This is a genomic window from Pelagicoccus albus (genome assembly GCF_014230145.1).
In the GTDB taxonomy this organism is placed as follows: domain Bacteria; phylum Verrucomicrobiota; class Verrucomicrobiia; order Opitutales; family Opitutaceae; genus Pelagicoccus; species Pelagicoccus albus.
Window position 1 is genome coordinate 133,999 of record NZ_JACHVC010000012.1, and the last position, 21,352, is coordinate 155,350.

A 21,352-nucleotide genomic window follows, 5' to 3' on the forward strand; every position below is an offset into this window, starting at 1 on the left:
GAGACAGATCAAAGACTTATCTCCGCGAGCATTGCCAATTCAGACAGGACTCTTACTATCTTTTAAAACCTAGAATCGAAAAGCCGATTGATTCGTCCACCCACTGCTCAGAGGCTACCGGCTTCTTAAGTGCCCATTCCATCTAAGACACTATCATCCCTCCAAGATTGAAATACAACGACAGCAGCATGACTCCATTTGAAGAACTAACAGAAAAGCAAAAACGTATCCAATCTTTGGAGTCCATATCTAGCCTCCTCGGTTGGGATGAGCAAACGCTGCTACCAGAAGATAGCGCCGACCAGCGGCAGGACCAAAACGCGACCATGGCCTCCATCATCCATGAGGCAAAGACAGACCTGCAAATCGGGGCCATTCTGGATCAAATGGAGAAAGAACCCCGAGACGAGAAGACTTACCCGATCCTCAGAGACGCCCGTATCGAATTCGACCGCGCCACGAAACTTCCAGCGAGCTGGGTAGAAAAGCATGCCCGTCTCTGCTCCGAGGCCTATCATGCCTGGGCCGCTGCCAGAAAGAACAACGACTTCCCATCCTACGCCCCCTACCTGCAGCGTCATCTCGATTTGGCTTTGGAAGCTTCCGACCTACTCGGCTGGAGCGAAAAACCTTACGACCTGCAAATCGACTTCTACGATCCTGGGGTCGATTCAGCCACCATTGACAACCTTTTCTCGGAGCTAAAAACCGAGCTCGTACCTGTTCTCGACCAAATCCTAGGTTCCTCGGTTCAAGCTCGTACAGACATCTTCAAAGGCTTCTCTGTCGACAAGCAAAAGGCTTTCCTAGAGGATGTTACCTCGTCATTAGGTTTCAACTACAAGCGAGGGCGGATCGACATCTCCCTGCATCCATTTTGCAGTGGCAACGGAGCGGACACGCGAATGACCACTCGATTCCACGAAGACAACCCTCTGGATTCCTTGTTTTCATCTATCCACGAAACTGGCCATGGTCTCTACGAGCAAGGACTACCGCTCCACTCTTTGCACAACGCTCTAGGCAAAGCGGCCGGCATGGGAGCCCACGAGTCTCAGAGCCGCCTCTGGGAAAACCAAGTCTCGCGCTCCCGAGCGTTCTGGGAACATTACGAACCCAAGTTCAGAGAAGCCTTCCCAAGCCAGCTCGATGGGATCTCCTCCGATGAGCTTTACCTCGCAATCAATTCCGTATCACGGAATCCAATACGGGTAGACTCCGACGAGGTCACCTACAATCTCCACATCATCATCCGATTCGAAATAGAGAAGCGACTGTTCGCTGGAGAATTGAAAATCGAAGAGCTGCCTGATTTCTGGAACGCCCAATACAAGGAACTCCTAGGAATAGAGCCCCGCAACGATGCGGAAGGCGTGCTACAAGACGTACACTGGTCCGGCGGCTCTTTCGGTTATTTCCCAAGCTACTGCCTAGGAAATATGCTAGCTGCTCAGCTTTGGTACACTGCCTTGGACCAACTGCCGAACTTGCAAGACGACTTCTCTCGAGGGGACTTTTCGCGTCTGCTTACCTGGCTCCGTGAAAACGTGCACAAACACGGGGCTCGGTATCACCTGCTCGAACTAAGCAAGCAAGCGACCGGTCAAGCCCTCTCTCCCAAGTCGCTTATCCGCTACTTGCAAGACCGCTACCTGCCTCTCTACCAAAAGTAGGCCAAAGCAATTCAAGAACTGCCGAAAGTTAGGCGAACTGAACTGCGAGAGCGGTTCAACGCTTAACTTCGCGACCAATGGCGCCGATTGGCAGGGGGTGACCACCAGCAGCCTGACCGCCAAGCAAAATACGCCGTTCTACCGCACTCCCTTCTTCCGAAATCTGCGGCCTTGGATTCCCATCCTTATCGCCTGCTGCTTCCTTTCCGCCTATTCCGCGCGTCAAAAAGGATTCGTCGCTCCAATGATAGAGCTAAGCTTCCGCGACAAGGTTGACCACTTCTGCGTGTATGGACTCCTAGGTCTGTTGGTTCTGCGGGCGCTTCCCGCCCGTATCCAAGGAACCAAACGCTGGCTGTTCGCCTTTCTTCTCGTAAGCTGCTTCGGGCTTTGGGATGAATTCCTACAACACTTTAATCCGTCTCGCACCGGGGACCCGCTAGACTGGCTGGCCGACTCCCTCGGAGCCTTAACGGCCATAGTACTCTACTCTGCGATTCCACCCTTGCGAGCTCTCGCAAATTGGCGGCCTTTTCAGAAATCATCCGAACTGGGTGTTTAAACAGGCGGACTCGCTCGCGTAAGCCGGACACAAAAATACCCGCGGCGCTCAAGACGCCACGGGCTTAAAAAGATTAGGGTAAGCTAATCGAAGGATTAGTGGTTAGGGAGAGCCTTTTCAGCTTCTTCCTTGAGCTTTGCAGCATCCTTCTCAGCAGACTTAGCTGCATCTTCCATTTGGCCAGCAGCATCGTCGAGTGCCTTTTCTTCTTCTGACTTTTGGCTGCAGCCAGAAAGAGTCAGTCCGAAGACAACGGCGAAAATAGATAGGAAGGAAACAAGTAATTTGGAATTTTTCATAAGGTTGCAGGTATGTATCAGAAATTCATCTGTAGCAAGGCCTTAAAAGCGATATCGCCCCCCGGTTGGGTAAAAGCCTCGTGACAAAAGCGTGGGTAGCGCGCAGGGTCACCTTTTCGAATTTCGAAAAAATTCCTATGACAGTAGCAGAAACAGATATTCCGAGCCTAGTACAGGACATCGCCTTCCGAGCCAGAAAATCATCACTGATTTTGGCCAACGTAGATAGCGATCGAAAGAACAAAGCCATCCTTCGGTTGGCAGAGCTCATCGAAGCAAACGTTCCAGCCCTGCAAGAAGAAAACCAGAAAGACCTCGATGCTGGCGAAACAGCCGGCCTCAGCTCTTCCATGCTAAACCGCCTCCAGCTTAACGAGAAGCGGATATCCTCGATGGTAGAAGGAGCCCGTCAGGTGGCGGCTCTCCCTGATCCAGTGGGAGAATCTCTCGACACTTACAATCATCCGCAGGGCTTCACCATCGAAAAAGTCCGCGTGCCCATCGGCGTGATCGGCATCATTTACGAATCCCGCCCAAACGTCACCGTCGACTGCGCTATCCTTTGCCTGAAGTCTGGAAACGCCAGCATCCTTCGTGGAGGCAAGGAAGCCTTCCATACCAATACCGCGTTAGCGAAACTGGTATCGCAAGCCCTCGACGAAACCGGCCTTCCAGCCGATGCGGTGCAGTTCATTCCCACCACGGATCGGGCCGCTCTGAATACCTTGCTCAAACTCAACGAGCAAATCCAGTGCATCATTCCTCGCGGCGGAGAAGGCCTTATTCGATTTGTATCCGAAAACTCCACTATACCGGTGATCAAGCACTACGACGGCATTTGCACTGTGTTCGTAGACAAGGCGGCAGACATAGCCATGGCTGAAAGCATCGTGGTTAATGCAAAGACCCAATACCCTTCCGTGTGCAACGCGGCGGAAAACCTGCTCGTACACCGAGAAGTATTGGAGTTTCACCTACCGCAGATCGCTAGAGGGCTGGCTGCGAAGGGTGTCACGCTGAAAGCCGACCCTGAAGCGGCCGAGGTACTCGAATCCGCAGGAATCGATTGCGAAGTAGCTACCGAGGAAGATTGGTCAACCGAGTACCTCGATCTCACCATTTCCATCAAGGTGGTTGATTCTGTCGAGGAAGCCATGGGGTTCATCAACAAATACGGCAGCTCCCACAGTGAAGCGATCGTCACCGCAGACAAAGATACTGCGGAGGCCTTCCTCAACGGTGTGGACTCTTCCACCGTCTACTGGAATGTCAGCACCCGCTTTACGGACGGTTTCGAGTTCGGTCTTGGCGCGGAAATCGGCATCTCCACCGACCGCCTGCACGCCCGTGGTCCCATGGGGCTACGCGAGCTTTGCAGCTACAAGTACAAGGTAGTCGGCGAAGGACAAATCCGCGGCTAAGTAGTGGCCAAAAAAAATGCGGCCCGCTTAAGCGAAACCGCATGAAGTTTTTCTCGAGGGGACTGATTTATTCAGCCCCCTTTTTTTGCTTGGGAAACTATTCGGATTGTAGCGAAAGCATAGCCGCAGCGAACTGCTCTCCGAGATCCATGAAGCCTTCAGAGTCGTAATGCCATTTGTCGGAATAGCCATAGGTATCAGTCGAGGTGACCAAGGCAGCCATCGGATCGCTCTCGCAGTAGGCCGCTTGCTGGGCGCGGATCACGTTTCCAAATTCCCAAACTCGACCGCTTTCCGACTGTCCGGAGTCGGAAATCCGACCGATCACGACCGGAAGGTCGTCCACTCGCAGGGCGGCACGGAAAAGTGACACGATTTCAGCCAGATTCTCTTCGTAACGATAAGAAGCATCCAAACGATGTCCGTCACTCTCCCCTTGCATCCAGACAATTCCAGCAGGAATGAGTCGGTCCGTCTCTCCGTCGCCGTCGATATCCGCAGCGGAAAACGCGTTGCGAATGGTCTGCAGACAATGGTCGTACTGATTGACGCCCAAATTCGACACGCTCCAGTTTCCGGACTTTTCTCCAAATGAATAGTCGAGCGTCGTGCCACCGCGTGCGTACTTGATAATCGCTACCGGGGTATCCGAGGCCTCTGCCTGTAGTTTCTTGGCGAAACCTAATTCCGGACCAAATCTTTCTCCCAATACGTTTGCCTGTCCATCGGAGGAGAACCCTGTCCCGTGCCCCGCTTCTAGCGGAGCCCAAAGTCCCCGCCCATCTCGAGCTTCGCCATCCTCACCTATATTTCCGTGGAAAATGTAAGCTCCGTTGCCAAAATCCGCGTACTCGGGCGGGAGCTCATTCACATAGCCATAGCCTTCCATATTCGACTGGCCAGCCAGTAGATAGACTTGAAAATCCTTGGATTGAGAGGTCGTAACGGCCGCTAATGCCAATAGAGTTGATACAAGAGAACGTCTCATAACCAAGCGTTTAGGTTAGCCAAGAAATGTAGGCAAACGCGAAAAAGCGGTCACATCGCAACTTATTGAGGAGCACAAAAAAACCGCGGCACACACAGGCATGCTCGCGGTTGGAAAGTTTGGGATGCTCGAAAGAACTAGGCGCGGCCCTGATAGCTCTTGTCTTCAGGGCGGATCTTGATGATTTCGCCTTCTTTGATGAAGATCGGAGTCTTCACTTCGATACCGGTTTCGAGCACGACAGTCTTCTGAACGTTTCCGGAAGTATCGCCACGTACCGCTTCAGGAGCTTCGACGACCTTCATCTCGATAGAGGAAGGAAGCTCAATTCCGAGAGGGTTGCCATCCACATAGAACACTTCGTAAGTCTTGCCCTCGATAAGGAAGTCCTTCGTTTCACCAACGATGTCCGAGTGAATTTCTAGAGTTTCGTAGGTGTCCAAATCCATGAACGCGTAGACGCCTTGGTTCTCGTAGGAGAACTCGAGCTCCTTGATCTCCTTGTGGAGAACTTCGTAGGAGTCGCCCACATTGGTGCGGTTGTGAATCGTCTTACCAGTCTTCAGATTCTTGAGCTGCATCTGGCAAAGAGCAGACATGTTTGGGGGAGCGACAATCTTACACTCGATCACCAAGCAAGGTTGCTTCTCGTATTCGATGACGTTGCCGCGGGAGATTTTATTTACCTTGGTGGCCATAAGAGGAGAAACGAGTAGCGCTGAAACCGAGTTTGTCGAGTCTGTTTGGACTTAGGTCACATCGAGCCCTCGCTCGTCTACCAGACGACCGACCAAAGGGCCTTCAGATAACGGCTCTCGGGACAATTCGACATCACCGGATGATCCGCCCCTGCCCCAGTCCGCTCGATGATCTGCAGCCGTCTGCCCGCCCGATGGGCCGAACGAATCGCCATCGCCTCGAATTCTTCCGCAGACAGTTGTCCAGAACAGGAATAGGTGGCCATTAGCCCACCTGGTTTCACCAGCGTGCAGGCGAGCTGATTCAAATCCTCGTACTTCTTCATTCCTTCCGCCTGCTGTTCCTTGCTGAAAACGAGCTTAGGCGGATCGAGGTTTACCAAATCCCATTGGCGACCATTTCGCTGCATTTGTCGCATGAAGGAAAAGGCATCGCAGTGCGTCCAGTTGACGCGGGCTTGTCCATTCAAATTGGCATTACGTTTAGCTTGGGCGATCGCTTTCTCGTCTAAATCTACCGCAGTCACGTTCGTGGCTCCGCCCCGAACCGCGTTGAGCGCAAAGCCTCCGGTGTAACAGCAAACATCAAGCACGTCTTTGCCATCCGCCAGATCACCGAAACGTTTGCGGTTGTCGCGCTGGTCGCAAAAGAAACCGGTCTTGTGGCCATCCCGGAAATCAGCCTCGTAGCGAATCCCATGCTCTTCAAACTTGGCGAATCGAACGTCATCCGAGAGCTGCGCATCGATTTCGATCCCTTCCAAGTCGGCGATCTTGGGATCAACCTCCACAATCGCCTGCTCTGCCCCGAGCTTTTCCTTCAAGTAAGGAAGCCATTCCGGCAAACGCTGATAAATCCCGTAGCTGTGCACCTGAATACTGAGAACCGTCCCTAAACGATCCACCACTAGACCGCTCAACCCGTCCCCATCGGAGTGGGCAACCCGATAGGCTTCGGAAACAGAGTCGAGTTTCAAGGCATCCCGACGCAGGGAAATGGCCCGATCTAGCAGTGTCAAAAAATCGGCTTCACCAAAGGACTCTTCCCCATGCTGGTACATTCGCAGGGGTACTCGAGCCCGCCCGTTGTAGAGGCCCGATCCGAAAACCTGCCCCTTTCGGTCGTAAACCGTGACAATGTCTCCCGCAACCGCGCTGGGAGAGGTTTTCCCCAGCATCGATTTGTAAATGGTGGGATGAAAAGTGAAGGTTTTGATCTCCACCCAGGGAGATCGCCTCTTAGCAAGTGGAACGCTTTCTCGATCTCTTCTATTCATAGCGAATCAAAATGTAATCGGGACCAAAAATGCGGAGACTAGTCCCCTTTCGTTTCCTGCAGGAACTGTTGGCGAGTAATATCATGGAGCGTCACAACGCCAATAACGCGCCCATTGTCCAAACGGCTTACCACAGGTAGAGCAATCCACTCTGTGTTCACGAATTGCTTCGCCGCGTCCTTGATCTTGGTATCCGGATAAACCTTCGGGAAAGTGTCAGAAATGAAGATATCCTGCACCTGCTTCTTGGGCGATTGCTCGCTTACAATCCTTACTCCCTTGCGGTGCACTAGACCGACGTAGTGCATTTCTCTGTCAACGACTGGATACACCTTGAAGCCTTCATTCCTTATCGTCTCCCAAGCTTCGCCCAAAGGCATTTCTGCGTTAAGGGTATGCACCGTGTTGGTCATGATCGAGCTCACCGGCATGCTCTGCCATCCTTGGCTAGGACGAAGGATCGGGAACTTGCGAAGGTTCACGCCATCTTGCAGGAGCAGGGCTTCATAGATGGGTACTTGGCGCAACTTGCCCGCGATCGCGTAAGCGCTGAGGTTGGCCAGCATAATCGGTAGGATCAGATTATAGTCCCCTGTTAATTCGAAGATAATGAGGATCGAAGTAACTGGAGCGCGAATGACTCCCGCAAAAAGAGCTCCCATCCCTACCAAGGCGAGCATGTGAGGCAGCTCTCCGGTATTACCCACCACCATCTCAGCGAGGGTCCCGATCGTACCGCCCAGCATGGCTCCGATAAAAAGCACCGGAGCGAAAATCCCTCCCGAGCCTCCGCTCGCGTAGGAGAAAATGGTCGCCGCAAACTTGCCAATGAAAAGGGCCAGCAATCCACCCAAAGCGAGACTGCCAGCCAAGGCAGAGGACAAATCGTCATAGCCGATTCCAAATACCCCCATGTGGCCGAGGTTCGTGTAGACGATCGCGCCGGTACAGCCGGTTAGCAATCCACCCACCCCTGGCATCATCCAGTCAAAGGGTCCGCGAACGAGTTTCACACGCTCCCGAGCCCGCAGCATACCTTCCACAAACAAGTGGGAAACGAAGCCAGCAATTACTCCCAAAACAACGCTCATCAACAAGCTGAGCAATGAAAGGTGATCGGAGTGGGCTGGAACGGTGAAAACCGAAGCAGTTCCCAAGATCGAGCGCTCGATGACCGCCGCGATCACCGCCACCATGACGATACCCGCGAAGGCCTTATGCTTCAAGTCACCCATGATCTCCTCGATGGCGAAGACGATGGCCGCCAGCGGGGTGTTGAATGCTGCCGCGATACCTCCCGCGCAACCGAGCGGAATAAGAGCCATGATCTGACGCGGAGCTAAGCCGAACCAACGTCCAACCCATGAGGCAATGGCGGCCGCGATATGCACCGTAGGGCCCTCACGTCCCAAACTCGCTCCCGAGCCAATTGAAGCCGTACCTAGCACAAATTTGCCCATAGCAGCCCTGAACCGAATCCGGCCAAACTTCAGAAAGTAGGAAGCCTTGACTTGAGGTATACCACTCCCCGCCGCCTCGGGGGCCCAATACTTGATCAGAAACCCGACAAACAAACCGCCAAACGTAGGCAACAAGATGAGAGCCGCCACTCCCCACCAGCCGGGGATCTCGCTCATGCGATGTATCCAGTTTAGCTCAGCCCAATGGATCGACTTGTGAAACGCCACAGCGCTACCGCCGCTGGTGAGTCCGATTAAAATAGCCAAAAGATTGAAGCGACTTTTCTGGCTCAACGCCAAACGCCCCATCAAATCGGCGAACCACCTACGGGAAACGCGATAAAAGGATCGATCACTACGTGACATGATCTGCCAAAGGGAAGCAAAGCCCGCCAGCAAAACAACCTAAAACCTTCCCCAATATGGAATTGTTGGCCGGACAGTCCCATATCTTCTGTTGCAATAAAAATGGAAACCCGCTCAAATAATCGCTTTCCTTACAGCGACAGGCGCTGCAAAAGAACCGTAGACATCCAGCGCCAATCCCACACACAACCATGAAGCAAATCACCCGGATCGCACTTGCCTGCCTAGGATTCGTCCTTCTCGCCGCTACGACTCAAGCAGCGCCGAAACGCGAGAAGCTCGTCGAAAACATCGTAAACGGAGAGTACGTGCTCGAAGAAATTATGGCCAATCCTGAGACCGCCATCCCAGCGGATATTCTCAAGGACGCCAAAGGCATTATCTTCACCCTGAACTACCGCGGTGGTTTCATGGTGGGAGGACACGCCGGAAACGGAATTCTCATCGCCAAAAACCCAATCACCGACGAATGGGGAGTGCCTGCCTTCGTCCGCACCGGGGGAGCAAACATAGGGCTCCAACTCGGCGTGAAGGAATTCGACGCTGTTTACGTCATCATGGACCTCGACACCGTCCGCAAGGCATACACAGGCCGCTTCGATTTTGGAGCAGACGCCGCCGCCGTGGCCGGCCCACTGGAGAGTTCTCGCGAAGCCCGCCAAAACGTTGACTTCAAAAACGCCAAGATTCTCGTCTACTCCAACAAGAAGGGTCTGTACGCTGGGGTCTCAGTCAGTGCCGGTTGGGTCGCTCCTAACAACAAGGGGACGAAGTTTTTCTACGATACGGACTACAACATGCCAGAAATCGTAATGAGCGATTGGTTCGAACTTCCCGTGGAAGCTAAGGCCCTACTACAACGCCTGAATTTCTACACCGACGGCGGCCGATAAAAAGCCCCAAACTTTCAATACGCCCATCTTCGGATGGGCTTTTTTGTATCCAGGGATCGAGAGCGAGTCCCTAATCTGCTCTCACCAGTCTCACGGAACCGAGGGCAAGACAAAGAGCCATTCCCGGCCAGATTACAAAAGAGGGATCGTTCAGAAGTAGCTTCTGTCCTTCTCTCAACAATGTCCCGAGCTCGGACCAATTTGGGTCGCCTGCCAAACCGAGATACGTCAAAGCACTGAGCTCCAGTAAGGAAAAGGCGAATACAAGCTTCCAAAGGCCAAGTAGCTGTGGCCAGAGGTTGGGCCAAATCGTAAAGTTGAACCGATGCCAAGCGCCTCCACCGATTGCCTTGCTGGCCTCCACGTAGGCTGTCGATTTCAACTCGCTCCAAAGCACGCGTAGTTGCCGAAAAGCAAAAGGCACTCCGGCTACGCTGATGGCCGTCGTCAAAGCCCATGGCCCACGCTCCATAAAGGTTACGATCAACAAGCCCACGAAGATGGCCGGCATGGCGATTCCGAAGGATACCACAGAACGAACCGCACTCCCGATAACTCTTCCGCCCTTCTCTTCTAAGCCAAGCAAAAGAGCAGAAACGACAATCGATACAAAACTGCCTAAAAAGGCGAAAAGAATAGAGTTGCCCGATCCACGCCAGATGCGGCTTAGATAATCTTGGCCTAAACGATCTACACCGAGCCAATGCTCCCAACTTGGACCACTGGCCCGCAAAGTGAAAAATTCCTGACCGTACGGATCGTAAGGCGTCCAAAATAGACCCGCCAGAAGAACGGCAAAAAGACCGAGCACAAGACGATTTAAGACTTTGCCACTCACGCCTGGCCTCCATTTCGCTTGGGGTCTAAACGCAACACGATCAGGTCGGAAATAAAGGCTACCATGATCACCACCAAGACCAAGAAGGTAAGGAGATTCTGAGCCACAAACACGTCCCGAGCCAAAATAGCATTAACCAAATAGCGACCTATTCCAGGCCATGAAAAAACGGTTTCGGTCAAAAAGGCTCCTCCCAGCAACATGCCAAAAGTTGTGCCGATAACAGTGATAGTCGGCCCCGCTGATACACGCAGCAAATGCTTCCAGAGGATTCTGGCATCACTGTAGCCTCTCGATCGAAGGGCCACTATAAAGGCCTGTAGCTCCGGCTCACCCAATCTCCCTAGAGTAACTGAGGCGACGCTGGCTGCTGGTAAAACGGAGAGGCAGAGGGCAGGCAGTATCAAATGCCACAGAGAGAGTCCAAAGGACCTGAAATCCCCATCCAAAATCGAGTCGAGCAATAGAGACCCCGAAATGCGGGGTGGCTGTAGGCTCGCCATGTCAAATCGTCCTCCCATCGGAAACCAATCCAGCCAAAGAGAGCCAACAACAAGCAGCAATATGCCTACCCAAAAAATGGGTACAACCAATCCGATCGACCCGATACCTTCGGCAACACGAGCAAGCCAAGGCCTGCCCACCGAGGCATACAGAGCAACAAGGAGCCCAAAACCCGATCCTATAGCCATAGCGGCGATGCTAAGCTCAATCGTAGCCGGCATGAACAACGCAAAATCATCCGTAGTGGATCGTCCACTACTCAAACTCTTCCCCCAGTCTCCAGAGAGGAAACGCTTTTGCGAGAGAAGGAAACGTTCGGGCCAAGCGAGATCCAGGCCTAGCCTTTCCCGTTCGATCGCGACCCGTTCCGGGTCGACCGTTTTGCCAAAACGTAGCGCGATTGGATCGCCGGGTATGGCATTGATCGCTGCGAAGATCGCCAAACTGGCAAGCAGGTACAAGCAGATGAAAAACGGGACTCTCCGCAGCAAGATAGCCATAGCAAAGGGGCTGGATCGTCGCCTACCGCCTACTGTTTCAAACTGAGTTCGCTCAGCCTCAAGTCTCCGATTTTCTGTAACTTAAAGCCCTCGTAGTCCGAGCTCAGCACCACGATATTATCACCATGACAAAGCGGCAGCAGTGGGATGTCTCGCATCCAAAGATCCAATACTTCTCCATAAAGCTCTTCCCTTTTTTTAGAATCCACAGTTTTGCGGGCTGTGAGAAGGAGTCGGTCCATTTCGTCGTTTCGATAAAAACTGTAGTTCGTAGCAGTCCCCTTCTCCGCTGCCCAGCTTCCAAAGAATACACTCAAGAAATTGTCGGTATCTCCATTATCCCCGACCCATCCGATCATTCCTATTTCGAACTCTCCGTTTCGCAGGAGATCAAGCTGTGTCTTGAAATCCACCGAAACCACTTTAGTTGGCACTCCTATGGCCTCAAACTGACCTTTGATAAAAGTCGCCGCTGTAACGGGATCCGGAAGATAAGGTCTCGGGGCATTCATGACGAGAATCTCCAATGGCTTGTCTACGAAAAGCTCCTTGAAGGGACCGATCAACTCTCGAGCCCGATCAGGATCATACGGGATTCCGGATCCATTCTCTGGATACCCAAGAAACCCCTCTGGCAAGGGGAATTTTGCAGGCCGACCCGCTCCTTCCAAGGCCACTGCAGCGAAGCTCTCCCGATCGACTGCTAAAGAGAGCGCCTCCCTAACTTCGGGTATGGAGACTCGGGACGAATCTTGATTATAAGCTAAATAGCCCACATTGAGTCCTCCTTCCTCATAAACCGTGAGATTTGGGTCCTCTCGCAAGGAGGCAACCTCAGTTGGCTGCAGTCCATCCATGCCCTGCACTGCGCCGGATTTCAGCTGCAAAAGCCGAGTCGTATTATCAGGGACGACCTTGAGGATCAATCGCTCGAATGCTGGAGCCTCTCCCCAGTAATTCGGATTTCGTTCCATGACGATAGCCTCGTTTGGACGCCATTCCACCAAGCGATATGGACCCGTTCCTACTGGATGGCGCTGCATTTGAGATCCATAGGTTTCAAAAGCCTTGGGGCTAATCAACCAAGCCGGGAATATCGCCAGAGAGCGAAGCATCGACGCGTTTGGCTGCGAAAGCGTGATCCTTAGATCCATCGGTCCAGCGGCTTCAACCGAGGCCACATCCTGGTAGAGATAGTTCCAATAGGAAAAGGCCGCCTCAGGCAAATGGGCGGGGTGGGAACTATCCATCTGACGAAGAAACGAAAAGGCAGCGGCCTCCGCATCCAGAGGAGTGCCATCGTGAAACGTAACGCCTGGTCGAATCTTGAAGTCATAGATCAGACCGTCTTCAGATATCGAATACGATTCAGCCAAAAACGGTTCGACCTCCAAGGTTCCGCTCTTGAACCGAACTAGGCCTTCGAACATCTGAGTCAGCGTGTTCACCGATTCTCCATCGTCGATATCAGCGGGATCCAGCTTTTGGGCATCGCTACCGCGAGCAAAGATGAAGACCTTTGCCGACGACTGGCTAGAATCCGATTTCGATCCGCAACCGACGAACAATAGAGATAGACAGGCAAGGCACAGTGCCAGAAGACTCTTTAACATGGACCGTATCCAATCGACTCCCTACGCGAGCGCAACCTTCTTGCCGTCCAACGGCCCGAAAGGTGCTGCAAAAATTATAGATCATGAAACTGAAACTCTACACCGTCGATGCGTTTGCATCAGTTCCCTTCACCGGCAACCCGGCCGCCATTTGCGTATTGGACCAATGGTTGGACGATTCTCTCATGCAAAGCATAGCTGCCCAGAACAACTTGGCAGAGACCGCCTTCCTCGTAGCAAAAGGGACGGCTAGCTACGATATACGTTGGTTTACACCTCTGACAGAAGTGCCCCTCTGTGGCCACGCGACCCTGGCTAGCGCCTTCGTGCTCAAAAATTGCCTAAATGAACAAGCCGAGGTGATTAATTTCGATTGCGCGAGCGGTCCGCTCAAAGTTGAAGTAAGCGATCAGCTCCTGACTCTTGATTTCCCCAGCAAAGCGGCCTCGGCAACAAAAATACCCGACTGGGTCTCAAATGGCTTAGGGGCAATCCCAATCGAATTCTATCAGTCCCACTATTCGATGGCCGTTTTTCCGAGCGAGGAAATCGTCGCCGCGATCGAACCCGATTTCGCCTACCTCTCCAAGATTTCCGACTCCACGATCATCATCACGGCTCCGGGAAAAGGCCACGACTTCGTCTCACGATTCTTTGCCCCAGCTTTTGGCGTTGATGAAGATCCAGTCACTGGCTCAGCCCATTGCATTCTAATACCTTTTTGGGCTAAACGGTTGAAAAAAAGCGAGTTACACGCGAAGCAAATCAGTCTAAGAGGGGGGGAGCTCTATTGCAAAGACCAAGGCGACCGAGTGAAAATCGGTGGTACCGCCCGCCTTTACTCCGAAGCGACCATTCACGTTTAGCTAGGCGTTCGGCAGGTCTAGAAAAACTAAAACGCCAGGCCCCGAAAGACCTGGCGTCGTTATATTCTGTTTAAAAGCTAATTAGTCGAATTCTCAGCTGAGACCCTTGCGTCGGTGCTTCGCAGCCGAGGAGCCGACTAGTACGGCGATTCCACAGCAGGCATAGGCGGTCACCAGAGCGATCGACGGGTTGCTGTTGAGCCAGAGCACTATTTCATTCATTGGATTTGTAGGTTGAAGGAATTACTAACTTCAACCCACTTAAAGCATATCCAATGCCAGCGAACCTAGCGCTCTGGAAGAAACAAACAGCCTACTTGTGCAAGCTTGGGTCAGCCCCAATGCAACCAACAAGATGTTCGCGGTATTCGGGAGAACGGAATGTTTCCAAACGTCTCTCGATAGCAGCTTTCATCTTATCAGCTTGAATACGTTGCGCCATTCCGACGTTGCGTTCGTGTGAGAGGAATTTGTCAAGGTAAGCAGCGTGGCGTTCCCAAAGGCCGATATCCACTTTTTGCTTAGCATCGAGACGTGCCTTGTACCAGTCACTTTCGATCATAGCTTCGTAAGTGAAGAGCTTTCTGAACGCTTCGTCCTGGTAGCCCATTCCTTCGTATTCGCCGTAAGCCATCACATGCAGCAAGGCCTTGAGCGGAGGACACGCCGCATCGATAGAACCGTCCGCGAAGTAGTTGAGAGCAACACTACGCTGAGTCTCTACGATGTTCTTAATGCCATCCACATAGGCTTCCATCGATTGCTGTTCCGGACGAAGCACCGCTTCTGGAAATACCGAACCAGGGTTTGAGAAAACGCGACCGCCGATCGACTGAACGAATTCTTTGGTGATGCGATATCCGAGACGGCTGGCTTCGATCTTTTCCCCTTCGAATTCGAAATCCTCACATGCTTCCAGGAAGCCCTTCTTCTTGAGGTAGCTGGACTTCCGTTCTTCTGGACGCATACGGCTCCAGAGCTCAGGAACCAACAAGCTGATGTCGTGATCTACTCGGAAGTTTGGACCCACACAGCCTGCGGAGGAGATGAAACACTCGTAGCCCGTCACGATGAACGAAACGAGAGCGTTATTCATATCCACGATTGGCAGAAGCGCATTGAATGGGCCCTTGGTGAGAGCTCCTTCCGAACCTGCGCCTGTCGTCGATGGAGACTTACCGGTCAAACTCGCAATGAAGTCCATGAACGCCTCTGGTAGTTCTTGGAAGTGAACAGGGCCAAAGGGAGCCAAGGCGCGAACGCCATCGCTTGGAGGGTTGTTGCGGCGACCTGGGAGTACGCAATTCACTGGGAAGTGAACCGTATCCTCTTTCTCAAGACGACGATACAAACGAGCTCCAACTTCGGCTACATATACGCTTTGTTCATCTTCCAGATCCAAGCGGTTTTGCAGGTAGCGTGGGTTCTTCGTAAATTTACCATCGACCAAACGTGGGTGCGACGAATCGATTGCGTAGTCGGGCTTTGTCTCACCATTAAACTCGGTTAAAACGCGCTGCATCGGCTCTGTGAATTGACCAAAACGAATAGCGTCCTTGGCTAGCTCGCGAGTCGTTTCACGGTCAAGCGGCTCGTAGTTCGAGAAGAACATGTTATCCCGTGAGAAGTCGCTCTCCGTGGTCTTGTCGTAGCCCCGGTGGATCGCTTCGTCCGGACGTTGGAACAAACGGTATTCGCAGTTTACGATAAACTTCAACGAAGAGTATCCCACTGCGCCCTTATCCAAGCCCTTCAGCAAGTTCGCTGGAACAACCACAGTGGAAGAGATATCATCTTCCGTCTGGATTTTAGACGCAGGATAGAAGTCCTTACGCAAACTGAATACACGCCAAGAACCATCTTCCTCGAAGCCAACACGCAAGTACTGGGATATCAGCTTTTGATCACGATACTTCAACTCGTTACCAGGAGCGCCATTCACGATATCGACAGTGAAACGGTCACGCCAATTCTGCGCCCAGTTTTCCTTGTAGAAACGTTTAACAACCAGAACGATATCGATCACGTAACCAGGAATGCTCTGCAGCCAAGCATTGTACTCGTCTGTGTATCGCTTCGATGGCGACAAGAGCTGGATGACCGACCCCAGCGAACGCTTCATGCTCAAGAGCGGGCGGTCGTCGGTGTCCTCAGGATTTTTGAAGCGAGTGCTGTAGTCCTTGCCAACGATTTCTTCAACTTGGTCGAAGTCCTTCTTCACATCGGCAGTGAATACTGGACCCGCCACAATCGCGTCGGTCAGAAGCTTGGAAATTTCCGATTTACCACCACCTGATACAGTACAAGGCTTATGGCAGTAGGTGCCCACCGCTGCGGTACCCAGCAAGCGCCAACGACGTCCCGCCATCGGCTGTTTCATTTCCACCTTATATCCGCCTGGAAGGATGTAGGTGCAACCTGGTTGAAGCTGAAGCTGACGCTCCTCACCACTCGCCTTCCAAATGATTCGCTGGTCCACGAGACGGAAAATCGAGCGCTCTGGAACGTAGAAGATATTTGGATACTTTTTGTCAATTGCGTATCCCTCAGGCTTCACATCGATGGAGTCACCCAAACGGGCAACAACTTCGTCGAAAACGTGCTCTTCGTAGTTCTTGGACTTCTGAAGCTGAAACTCCTCGCCCAAATCGTAACTGGCAAACGCGAGAGCTCCACCAGCGTGCTCTTCCTCAACGTTACCCAGCAGGTTAGACGCATAAGAAATTTGGGTCTTAACCTCCTTCTTGCAGTAACCGAAGTAGTTGTCCGCAATGAGCGTTACCACAACGCCTCTGCTGTCGCGAGAAGTTAGCTTGAAGGCTCCGCCATCGTTGTAGAGCTCATCCTCAGATTCCCAGCACATGCCGTCTCGCTTTTGACGCTCGGTTGCTTCCGAAATGTGAGGCAGGCCAAGATCCTTCTTTTTCGCCTTGGTCATGTGTGGAGCTAAGATCACGCAACCAGTGTGGCCGGACCAGTGCTTCACATCTAGGCCTGAATCGTTCTCAGCCAGGAATGGATCGCCGGCGTTTCCAAAAATCGACTCTACAAAGTCGAGGTTGCTTGTCATGTTACCTGGAGCGAAGAAGCGAACTTCCATGCGCTTTTCTTCGGTCACACCGGGAACCTCTGGCTGGACGATCGGACGCAACAAGAGAGAAACAAAGGTACGCGCCTTTTCTTCCTGATTCGCTGTAAACGCGAGCTCAAGCAAGCTTTCAGGTGGGTTCAATGCCACCTCGAGAAGCTTGGCGAAAGTCTTCAGAGGCACTTGCTTTTTGTCAAATGGGACTGGCAGACCACCTTCGGCCACATGGAATACACCCTGTGTAGTTCTACGGTCACTACGTGGATTGTGACAAACGCCCTGCTTAACTCTGAAGCTGCTGATAATATCAGACTCGAAGCGGTCCGAATCTGGCGGCATGGACAAAGCGCGAGCCATACCGTGGCGCTCAAGCACTAGGTTGTTCGATGGCAACCAAACACGATCTTCTACATCCAATTCGCTAAAGAGAGACTCCAAGTAGTCTTGGATACGCTGATCGGCAGGACAGAGATAATCCTTCAAGAGCCTGTTCTTTTCCTCTACGCTTCGCAGCAGGGAATCACCGAGTTCCAAAATTGGAAAGTCCTTTGCGTCTCCGCAAATGGGCAACCCGCGAGAACGCAACTTTAAGTTCAAGTACTCGACTTGATTCTTGGCGTCGAAAACGTTTTCGCCGGTGGTCGGATCGAATCCGATTTGTGTTTTGAGATCAATACTATGCGTATCCATTTTATTTTTCTTTTCGGGTTAGCCAGCAAATTTTAGACGGCTGGCAGATTCGTTTAGACAAAATTCTAAGCTAGAAGGCTCGGCATTTTAGGCACCGCATCTAGCAATTTCCGGGTGTATTCAGTTTTTGGTTCGTTGTAGATTTCTTCCGCAGTTCCCTTCTCCACAATCTGGCCAGCTTGCATAACCACGACCTCGTGGCTCATATGCTCGACCACTGCCAAGTCATGGGCAATGAAGAGGTAGGTGATTCCGTACTCGTCCTGTAAGTCTTGCAGCAGATTCGCAATCTGCGCCTGTACACTTACATCGAGAGCACTTACACACTCATCACAAATAATGAATTCCGGACGCGAACTGAGAGCTCGGGCTATACAGATTCGTTGCCTTTGCCCACCACTAAACTGGTGCGGGTAGCGGGACATTGCATCCGCGGGCAAACCAACCTTAACCAACAGAGAAGCCACCTTTTCCTCTCGCTCTGAGCGACTCAACTCGGGCTCGTGTACAATTAACGGCTCGGCTACGATGGCTCCGACATTCAATCGTGGGTTCAGCGAAGCGTATGGATCTTGGAAGATGGTTTGGATCCGCTTCCGGAATGGCAAAAAGCTCTTTTCGCTGAGGCTGGAAATTTCGGTGCCATCGTAAATAATCCTACCCGATTCCGAGGGTGTCAGTTTGAGGATCGCCTTTCCGATCGTACTCTTGCCACTTCCACTCTCTCCGACCAGACCGACTGTTTGGCCGCGCTTGACGGAAAACGAAGCTCCTTTCACGGCTTGGAAGGAACTCGGTTTAGTGAAGATCCCACCCGTGCTAGTAGGATAGCTAACGCAAAGGTCAGCTACATCCAAAAGGGCTTGCTCCGAACTAGGCATCCGCTGCGATCTCCTTTTTTCCGATTTCCGAGTAATCAACCACAGGTAAACGTCGCTGCTTTACCCCAAGCTGGGGAATGCACCGAATCAGAGCGCTCGTGTATTCGTGCTTCGGCGATGCGAGAACCTGCTTGGTCTCTCCCTGCTCGACGATTTCCCCTCGGTACATAACCGCGACCTTGTCGGCAAAACCGTCTACGATTCCAAAATTGTGGGTGATCAAAATGATCGCCATGTTCTCCTTTTCTCGAAGTTCACGGAGCAGCTCTATTATCTGCGCTTCGATCGTCACATCCAAGGCGGTCGTTGGCTCGTCTGCCACCAGTATGTCAGGCTGACAGGCCAGAGCCATCGCGATCACAACCCTTTGCTTCATACCTCCACTCATCTGGTGAGGGTAGTCGCCATAGCGTTTCGAGGAATCTCTGATTCCCACTTTCTCCAGCAAGCTGATAGTTTCAGCCTTGAAGTCAGTAACATCGTCGCGATGAAAGCGGAGCGCTTCCTCGATTTGGGCCCCTACCGTGAAATAAGGATTCAAAGAGGTCGAAGGCTCCTGAAACACATAGGCGATCCGCTTCCCGCGAACCTTGCGCATCTGTTTCTCCGTATAATCGAGCAGGTTCTCTCCATCGAGTAAGGCCGCCCCCTCAACAACGCATTTGGGAGCCGGTGGCAGCAGTCTCGACAAAGACATGGAGGTAACACTTTTTCCACTGCCGCTTTCCCCTACGATCGCAAGCGTTTCCCCTTGGTCGAGAGAAAACGAGATGCCCTTAACCGCATCGACTTTCGAGTGGCGGCCATTGAAGCGAATTTTCAAATCTCGTACCTCAAGCAGCATAAGCAACGCTCATCCTGCAAAGCTCTATTGAGACAACAAGATGAAAAGAAGGAATATAACTTACAAATGTGTATTTTTTTCTAATAGGGCCTGAATTAGGGGGTTCTGAGCCATTCGAACACCTTATTCTGACAAAAAATCCGCTCTTTCAAACGGGCAATTGTCAGATTAGCCGCCATCGAGGATCGAAATGGGCTGATCACACTTTGCGTAAAACTTTCTAGATAGCCGAATACGATCAATTTCCCACCAGAAACGATCATCTCGGCATAACGGTAGCTAATTCTGTTTTTGCGCAACATGGAGAGCGAGCAGCAAGCAAACATGGGGGCTTGGGCAACGGGGAAATCCAAGAAGCAGTCTGTTTGCCAAAACTCACCCTCTCCAGTCAAGAGATCAAACTTTTCCTCAAGGCGCCCCTACCCAGTCTGTCTTCGAAAATCAAATACACTGTCGAAACTAAGAAGCACTGAACGAAAAACTCATGTCTCGGCCGATAGCTTTGCCTGAGTCCGGGGTAACTTTGCCAAAAACGCCTCCGCTCATAATCAACATCGTCGGGCGGAGCCTAGGGAGCCTACTCAAGACCTACTACCTACCATCGACTCAATTTGGTGCCCAGGGAGGGACTCGAACCCTCACGTCCTTGCGGACAGCGGATTTTAAGTCCGCTGCGTCTACCGATTCCGCCACCAGGGCATACAGATGTGTTGCCGAAATGCAGCAGACTTGTTCCTTGAAAACAAGCTTTGGCTTCGGAAATTTGCCGGCTCCTCCTCTGCCAACTAGAGCTTGCTTGGAAAAGTTAGCGAGATAGGCTGCTTTTCAAGTTCACTGATGGAATCCCTGCCCCAAGCCAACATCCTGAGCATAGTCAGGTTTCGCCGCGCCCTGAATTGGATAATTGCCAATCCCGCGTGGCTAGAGGCTTTTTCTGGCGAACTGGCAGACCTTGGACTCAAAGGACAGCGACAAGGGATTTCGCTAGAACGGGCACTGAGGACTTTAGCGCTGGAAAACAAGTACCAGTTGGCGAAGCGTTGCCTACACAAGGGCCTTGAGCGGATCAGGTCTGAGGAAGCGCAAAGGCTAGCCAACCTTCTAGGTGTAACGAAACTCCGTCCCCAAAGGTACTCGGACTCCCTACCGGAAAAGAAATGGAAAGAGATTCAAAGCCTATGCCTCACGCGACTGAACCAAGGCTACCAGAAATATAAAGATGCTCAAACAGAGCTCTTCTTAGAGTACTCTGAGCTACCGAAAACCTGGACTGATAGACTTAGAATAAGAGCATCAAAAAAGGAGGACGCCCTTCAGGTTGCCCGCTTGGCTCTTTTGGAGGCGATTGACCGGATCGAGCCTGAACAAAATTTCGCCAGCTACGCAGGAAGCTGGATTAAACGCAGACTACGGAATCACATTTTGGAAGAGCTGAGCCCCGTAAAGACTCCAGTGAACTTGATTTCGGAAGCTCTTCGTTCTTCCGACAAACGACACGAGGCCCTCGCGGATGCCATTCGCGCTGGAACAATTTCACTAGACGCCTCACCCATAGAGCTGAGCAAAACTCAAGAGCACGGCGAATTGAGCAGCGAGGAGAATCCCGCTTACCAGCATGTCGCTGTCGTGGAGACTACCAAACTGGTTAGGGATGCCCTTTCAGGACTCAGCCAGAAGCAACGAGAGGTGATCGAGATGCGATTCGGACTTGGAGACGATATGGAGTGTTTATCCCTCGCCCAAGTCGGAAACAAAACTGGCATCTCCCGGCAGCAAGTCGCCCAACGCGAGAAACGGGCATTCCAAAAACTGAGGAGCACCTTAACGGAAGCGAGCCGAGAGCTATTTCAATACAGCCAAGCAGCAACCTGTTGACAGGACTGGAATTAGC

18 protein-coding genes and 1 tRNA gene are annotated in these 21,352 nt (G+C 52.2%); 6 read left to right on the top strand and 13 right to left on the bottom strand.

What is annotated here, in order from left to right; genetic code table 11:
• Nucleotides 1-167: 167 nt before the first annotated feature.
• Nucleotides 168-1,673, top strand: coding sequence for a carboxypeptidase M32 (locus H5P27_RS10380; RefSeq protein ID WP_221774677.1), 1,506 nt, complete (start codon nucleotides 168-170; stop codon nucleotides 1,671-1,673).
• Nucleotides 1,674-1,770: 97 nt separating this feature from the next.
• Nucleotides 1,771-2,235 carry a VanZ family protein gene (locus H5P27_RS10385; RefSeq protein ID WP_185660322.1) on the top strand — a complete coding sequence of 155 codons (465 nt, stop codon included), beginning with the start codon at nucleotides 1,771-1,773 and terminating at the stop codon, nucleotides 2,233-2,235.
• Between the two features lie 95 nt (nucleotides 2,236-2,330).
• Here H5P27_RS10385 and H5P27_RS10390 read toward each other — a convergent pair whose 3' ends face one another.
• Nucleotides 2,331-2,534, bottom strand: a complete 204-nt coding sequence (locus tag H5P27_RS10390) for a hypothetical protein (RefSeq protein WP_185660323.1) — start codon at nucleotides 2,532-2,534, stop codon at nucleotides 2,331-2,333.
• Nucleotides 2,535-2,671: 137 nt separating this feature from the next.
• On the opposite strand from H5P27_RS10390, the gene H5P27_RS10395 reads away from it, so the two are divergent.
• Nucleotides 2,672-3,955 carry a glutamate-5-semialdehyde dehydrogenase gene (locus H5P27_RS10395; RefSeq protein WP_185660324.1) on the top strand — a complete coding sequence of 428 codons (1,284 nt, stop codon included), beginning with the start codon at nucleotides 2,672-2,674 and terminating at the stop codon, nucleotides 3,953-3,955.
• Between the two features lie 97 nt (nucleotides 3,956-4,052).
• Here the strand turns inward: H5P27_RS10395 and H5P27_RS10400 are convergent, their stop codons facing one another.
• From H5P27_RS10400 to H5P27_RS10415, 4 genes are all read right to left on the bottom strand, one after another.
• Nucleotides 4,053-4,943, bottom strand: a complete 891-nt coding sequence (locus H5P27_RS10400; RefSeq protein ID WP_185660325.1) for a sialate O-acetylesterase — start codon at nucleotides 4,941-4,943, stop codon at nucleotides 4,053-4,055.
• 137 nt (nucleotides 4,944-5,080) lie between these two features.
• Nucleotides 5,081-5,641 (bottom strand): elongation factor P, encoded by a 561-nt coding sequence (locus tag H5P27_RS10405; RefSeq protein ID WP_185660326.1) that lies wholly within the window; start codon nucleotides 5,639-5,641, stop codon nucleotides 5,081-5,083.
• A gap of 77 nt (nucleotides 5,642-5,718) precedes the next feature.
• Nucleotides 5,719-6,918: a class I SAM-dependent rRNA methyltransferase gene (locus tag H5P27_RS10410; RefSeq protein WP_185660327.1), complete on the bottom strand. Its 1,200-nt coding sequence runs from the start codon at nucleotides 6,916-6,918 to the stop codon at nucleotides 5,719-5,721.
• 38 nt (nucleotides 6,919-6,956) lie between these two features.
• Nucleotides 6,957-8,744, bottom strand: a complete 1,788-nt coding sequence (locus H5P27_RS10415; RefSeq protein WP_185660328.1) for a chloride channel protein — start codon at nucleotides 8,742-8,744, stop codon at nucleotides 6,957-6,959.
• A 191-nt stretch (nucleotides 8,745-8,935) separates the two neighbouring features.
• Here H5P27_RS10415 and H5P27_RS10420 point away from each other — a divergent pair, with 191 nt between their 5' ends.
• Nucleotides 8,936-9,637 (top strand): lipid-binding SYLF domain-containing protein, encoded by a 702-nt coding sequence (locus tag H5P27_RS10420; protein ID WP_185660329.1) that lies wholly within the window; start codon nucleotides 8,936-8,938, stop codon nucleotides 9,635-9,637.
• Between the two features lie 70 nt (nucleotides 9,638-9,707).
• Here the strand turns inward: H5P27_RS10420 and H5P27_RS10425 are convergent, their stop codons facing one another.
• Genes H5P27_RS10425 through H5P27_RS10435 form a run of 3 tightly spaced genes read right to left on the bottom strand, consistent with a single transcriptional unit; the run spans nucleotide 9,708 to nucleotide 13,092 of the window.
• Nucleotides 9,708-10,475: an ABC transporter permease subunit gene (locus tag H5P27_RS10425; protein WP_185660330.1), complete on the bottom strand. Its 768-nt coding sequence runs from the start codon at nucleotides 10,473-10,475 to the stop codon at nucleotides 9,708-9,710.
• Nucleotides 10,472-11,479 carry an ABC transporter permease gene (locus tag H5P27_RS10430; protein WP_185660331.1) on the bottom strand — a complete coding sequence of 336 codons (1,008 nt, stop codon included), beginning with the start codon at nucleotides 11,477-11,479 and terminating at the stop codon, nucleotides 10,472-10,474. The genes H5P27_RS10425 and H5P27_RS10430 overlap by 4 nt, the downstream gene beginning before the upstream one ends.
• A 29-nt stretch (nucleotides 11,480-11,508) precedes the next feature.
• The gene (locus H5P27_RS10435; protein WP_185660332.1) at nucleotides 11,509-13,092 is read right to left on the bottom strand and encodes an ABC transporter substrate-binding protein; all 1,584 of its coding nucleotides are present in this window, start codon (nucleotides 13,090-13,092) and stop codon (nucleotides 11,509-11,511) included.
• 83 nt (nucleotides 13,093-13,175) lie between these two features.
• On the opposite strand from H5P27_RS10435, the gene H5P27_RS10440 reads away from it, so the two are divergent.
• Nucleotides 13,176-13,958: a PhzF family phenazine biosynthesis protein gene (locus H5P27_RS10440; protein WP_185660333.1), complete on the top strand. Its 783-nt coding sequence runs from the start codon at nucleotides 13,176-13,178 to the stop codon at nucleotides 13,956-13,958.
• 93 nt (nucleotides 13,959-14,051) lie between these two features.
• Here H5P27_RS10440 and H5P27_RS19935 read toward each other — a convergent pair whose 3' ends face one another.
• The 5 genes from H5P27_RS19935 to H5P27_RS10460 all read right to left on the bottom strand — a co-directional run bounded on the left by H5P27_RS19935 (nucleotide 14,052) and on the right by H5P27_RS10460 (nucleotide 20,160).
• Complete coding sequence (locus tag H5P27_RS19935) at nucleotides 14,052-14,180, bottom strand: hypothetical protein (protein WP_281384304.1); 129 nt, start codon at nucleotides 14,178-14,180, stop codon at nucleotides 14,052-14,054.
• Nucleotides 14,181-14,271: 91 nt separating this feature from the next.
• Nucleotides 14,272-17,736 (bottom strand): PPi-type phosphoenolpyruvate carboxykinase family protein, encoded by a 3,465-nt coding sequence (locus H5P27_RS10445; RefSeq protein ID WP_185660334.1) that lies wholly within the window; start codon nucleotides 17,734-17,736, stop codon nucleotides 14,272-14,274.
• Nucleotides 17,737-17,801: 65 nt separating this feature from the next.
• The gene (locus tag H5P27_RS10450; RefSeq protein ID WP_185660335.1) at nucleotides 17,802-18,617 is read right to left on the bottom strand and encodes an ATP-binding cassette domain-containing protein; all 816 of its coding nucleotides are present in this window, start codon (nucleotides 18,615-18,617) and stop codon (nucleotides 17,802-17,804) included.
• Nucleotides 18,610-19,461 carry an ABC transporter ATP-binding protein gene (locus tag H5P27_RS10455; RefSeq protein WP_185660336.1) on the bottom strand — a complete coding sequence of 284 codons (852 nt, stop codon included), beginning with the start codon at nucleotides 19,459-19,461 and terminating at the stop codon, nucleotides 18,610-18,612. The genes H5P27_RS10450 and H5P27_RS10455 overlap by 8 nt, the downstream gene beginning before the upstream one ends.
• Before the next feature lie 612 nt (nucleotides 19,462-20,073).
• Nucleotides 20,074-20,160 (bottom strand) — tRNA-Leu (locus H5P27_RS10460).
• A gap of 138 nt (nucleotides 20,161-20,298) precedes the next feature.
• Between H5P27_RS10460 and H5P27_RS10465 the strand changes: the two genes are divergently transcribed.
• Nucleotides 20,299-21,336, top strand: a complete 1,038-nt coding sequence (locus H5P27_RS10465; protein ID WP_185660337.1) for a sigma-70 family RNA polymerase sigma factor — start codon at nucleotides 20,299-20,301, stop codon at nucleotides 21,334-21,336.
• The last annotated feature ends 16 nt before the right edge of the window (nucleotides 21,337-21,352 follow it).

Excerpts from the sequence above, each read along its gene's own strand:
- H5P27_RS10390 (WP_185660323.1), bottom strand. The coding sequence starts at position 2,534 with ATGAAAAATTCCAAATTACTTGTTTCCTTCCTATCTATTTTCGCCGTT.
- H5P27_RS10395 (WP_185660324.1), top strand. The coding sequence starts at position 2,672 with ATGACAGTAGCAGAAACAGATATTCCGAGCCTAGTACAGGACATCGCC.
- H5P27_RS10400 (WP_185660325.1), bottom strand. The coding sequence starts at position 4,943 with ATGAGACGTTCTCTTGTATCAACTCTATTGGCATTAGCGGCCGTTACG.
- H5P27_RS10405 (WP_185660326.1), bottom strand. The coding sequence starts at position 5,641 with ATGGCCACCAAGGTAAATAAAATCTCCCGCGGCAACGTCATCGAATAC.
- H5P27_RS10410 (WP_185660327.1), bottom strand. The coding sequence starts at position 6,918 with ATGAATAGAAGAGATCGAGAAAGCGTTCCACTTGCTAAGAGGCGATCT.
- H5P27_RS10415 (WP_185660328.1), bottom strand. The coding sequence starts at position 8,744 with ATGTCACGTAGTGATCGATCCTTTTATCGCGTTTCCCGTAGGTGGTTC.
- H5P27_RS10420 (WP_185660329.1), top strand. The coding sequence starts at position 8,936 with ATGAAGCAAATCACCCGGATCGCACTTGCCTGCCTAGGATTCGTCCTT.
- H5P27_RS10430 (WP_185660331.1), bottom strand. The coding sequence starts at position 11,479 with ATGGCTATCTTGCTGCGGAGAGTCCCGTTTTTCATCTGCTTGTACCTG.
- H5P27_RS10435 (WP_185660332.1), bottom strand. The coding sequence starts at position 13,092 with ATGTTAAAGAGTCTTCTGGCACTGTGCCTTGCCTGTCTATCTCTATTG.
- H5P27_RS10440 (WP_185660333.1), top strand. The coding sequence starts at position 13,176 with ATGAAACTGAAACTCTACACCGTCGATGCGTTTGCATCAGTTCCCTTC.
- H5P27_RS19935 (WP_281384304.1), bottom strand. The coding sequence starts at position 14,180 with ATGAATGAAATAGTGCTCTGGCTCAACAGCAACCCGTCGATCGCTCTG.
- H5P27_RS10445 (WP_185660334.1), bottom strand. The coding sequence starts at position 17,736 with ATGGATACGCATAGTATTGATCTCAAAACACAAATCGGATTCGATCCG.
- H5P27_RS10450 (WP_185660335.1), bottom strand. The coding sequence starts at position 18,617 with ATGCCTAGTTCGGAGCAAGCCCTTTTGGATGTAGCTGACCTTTGCGTT.
- H5P27_RS10455 (WP_185660336.1), bottom strand. The coding sequence starts at position 19,461 with ATGCTGCTTGAGGTACGAGATTTGAAAATTCGCTTCAATGGCCGCCAC.
- H5P27_RS10465 (WP_185660337.1), top strand. The coding sequence starts at position 20,299 with ATGGAATCCCTGCCCCAAGCCAACATCCTGAGCATAGTCAGGTTTCGC.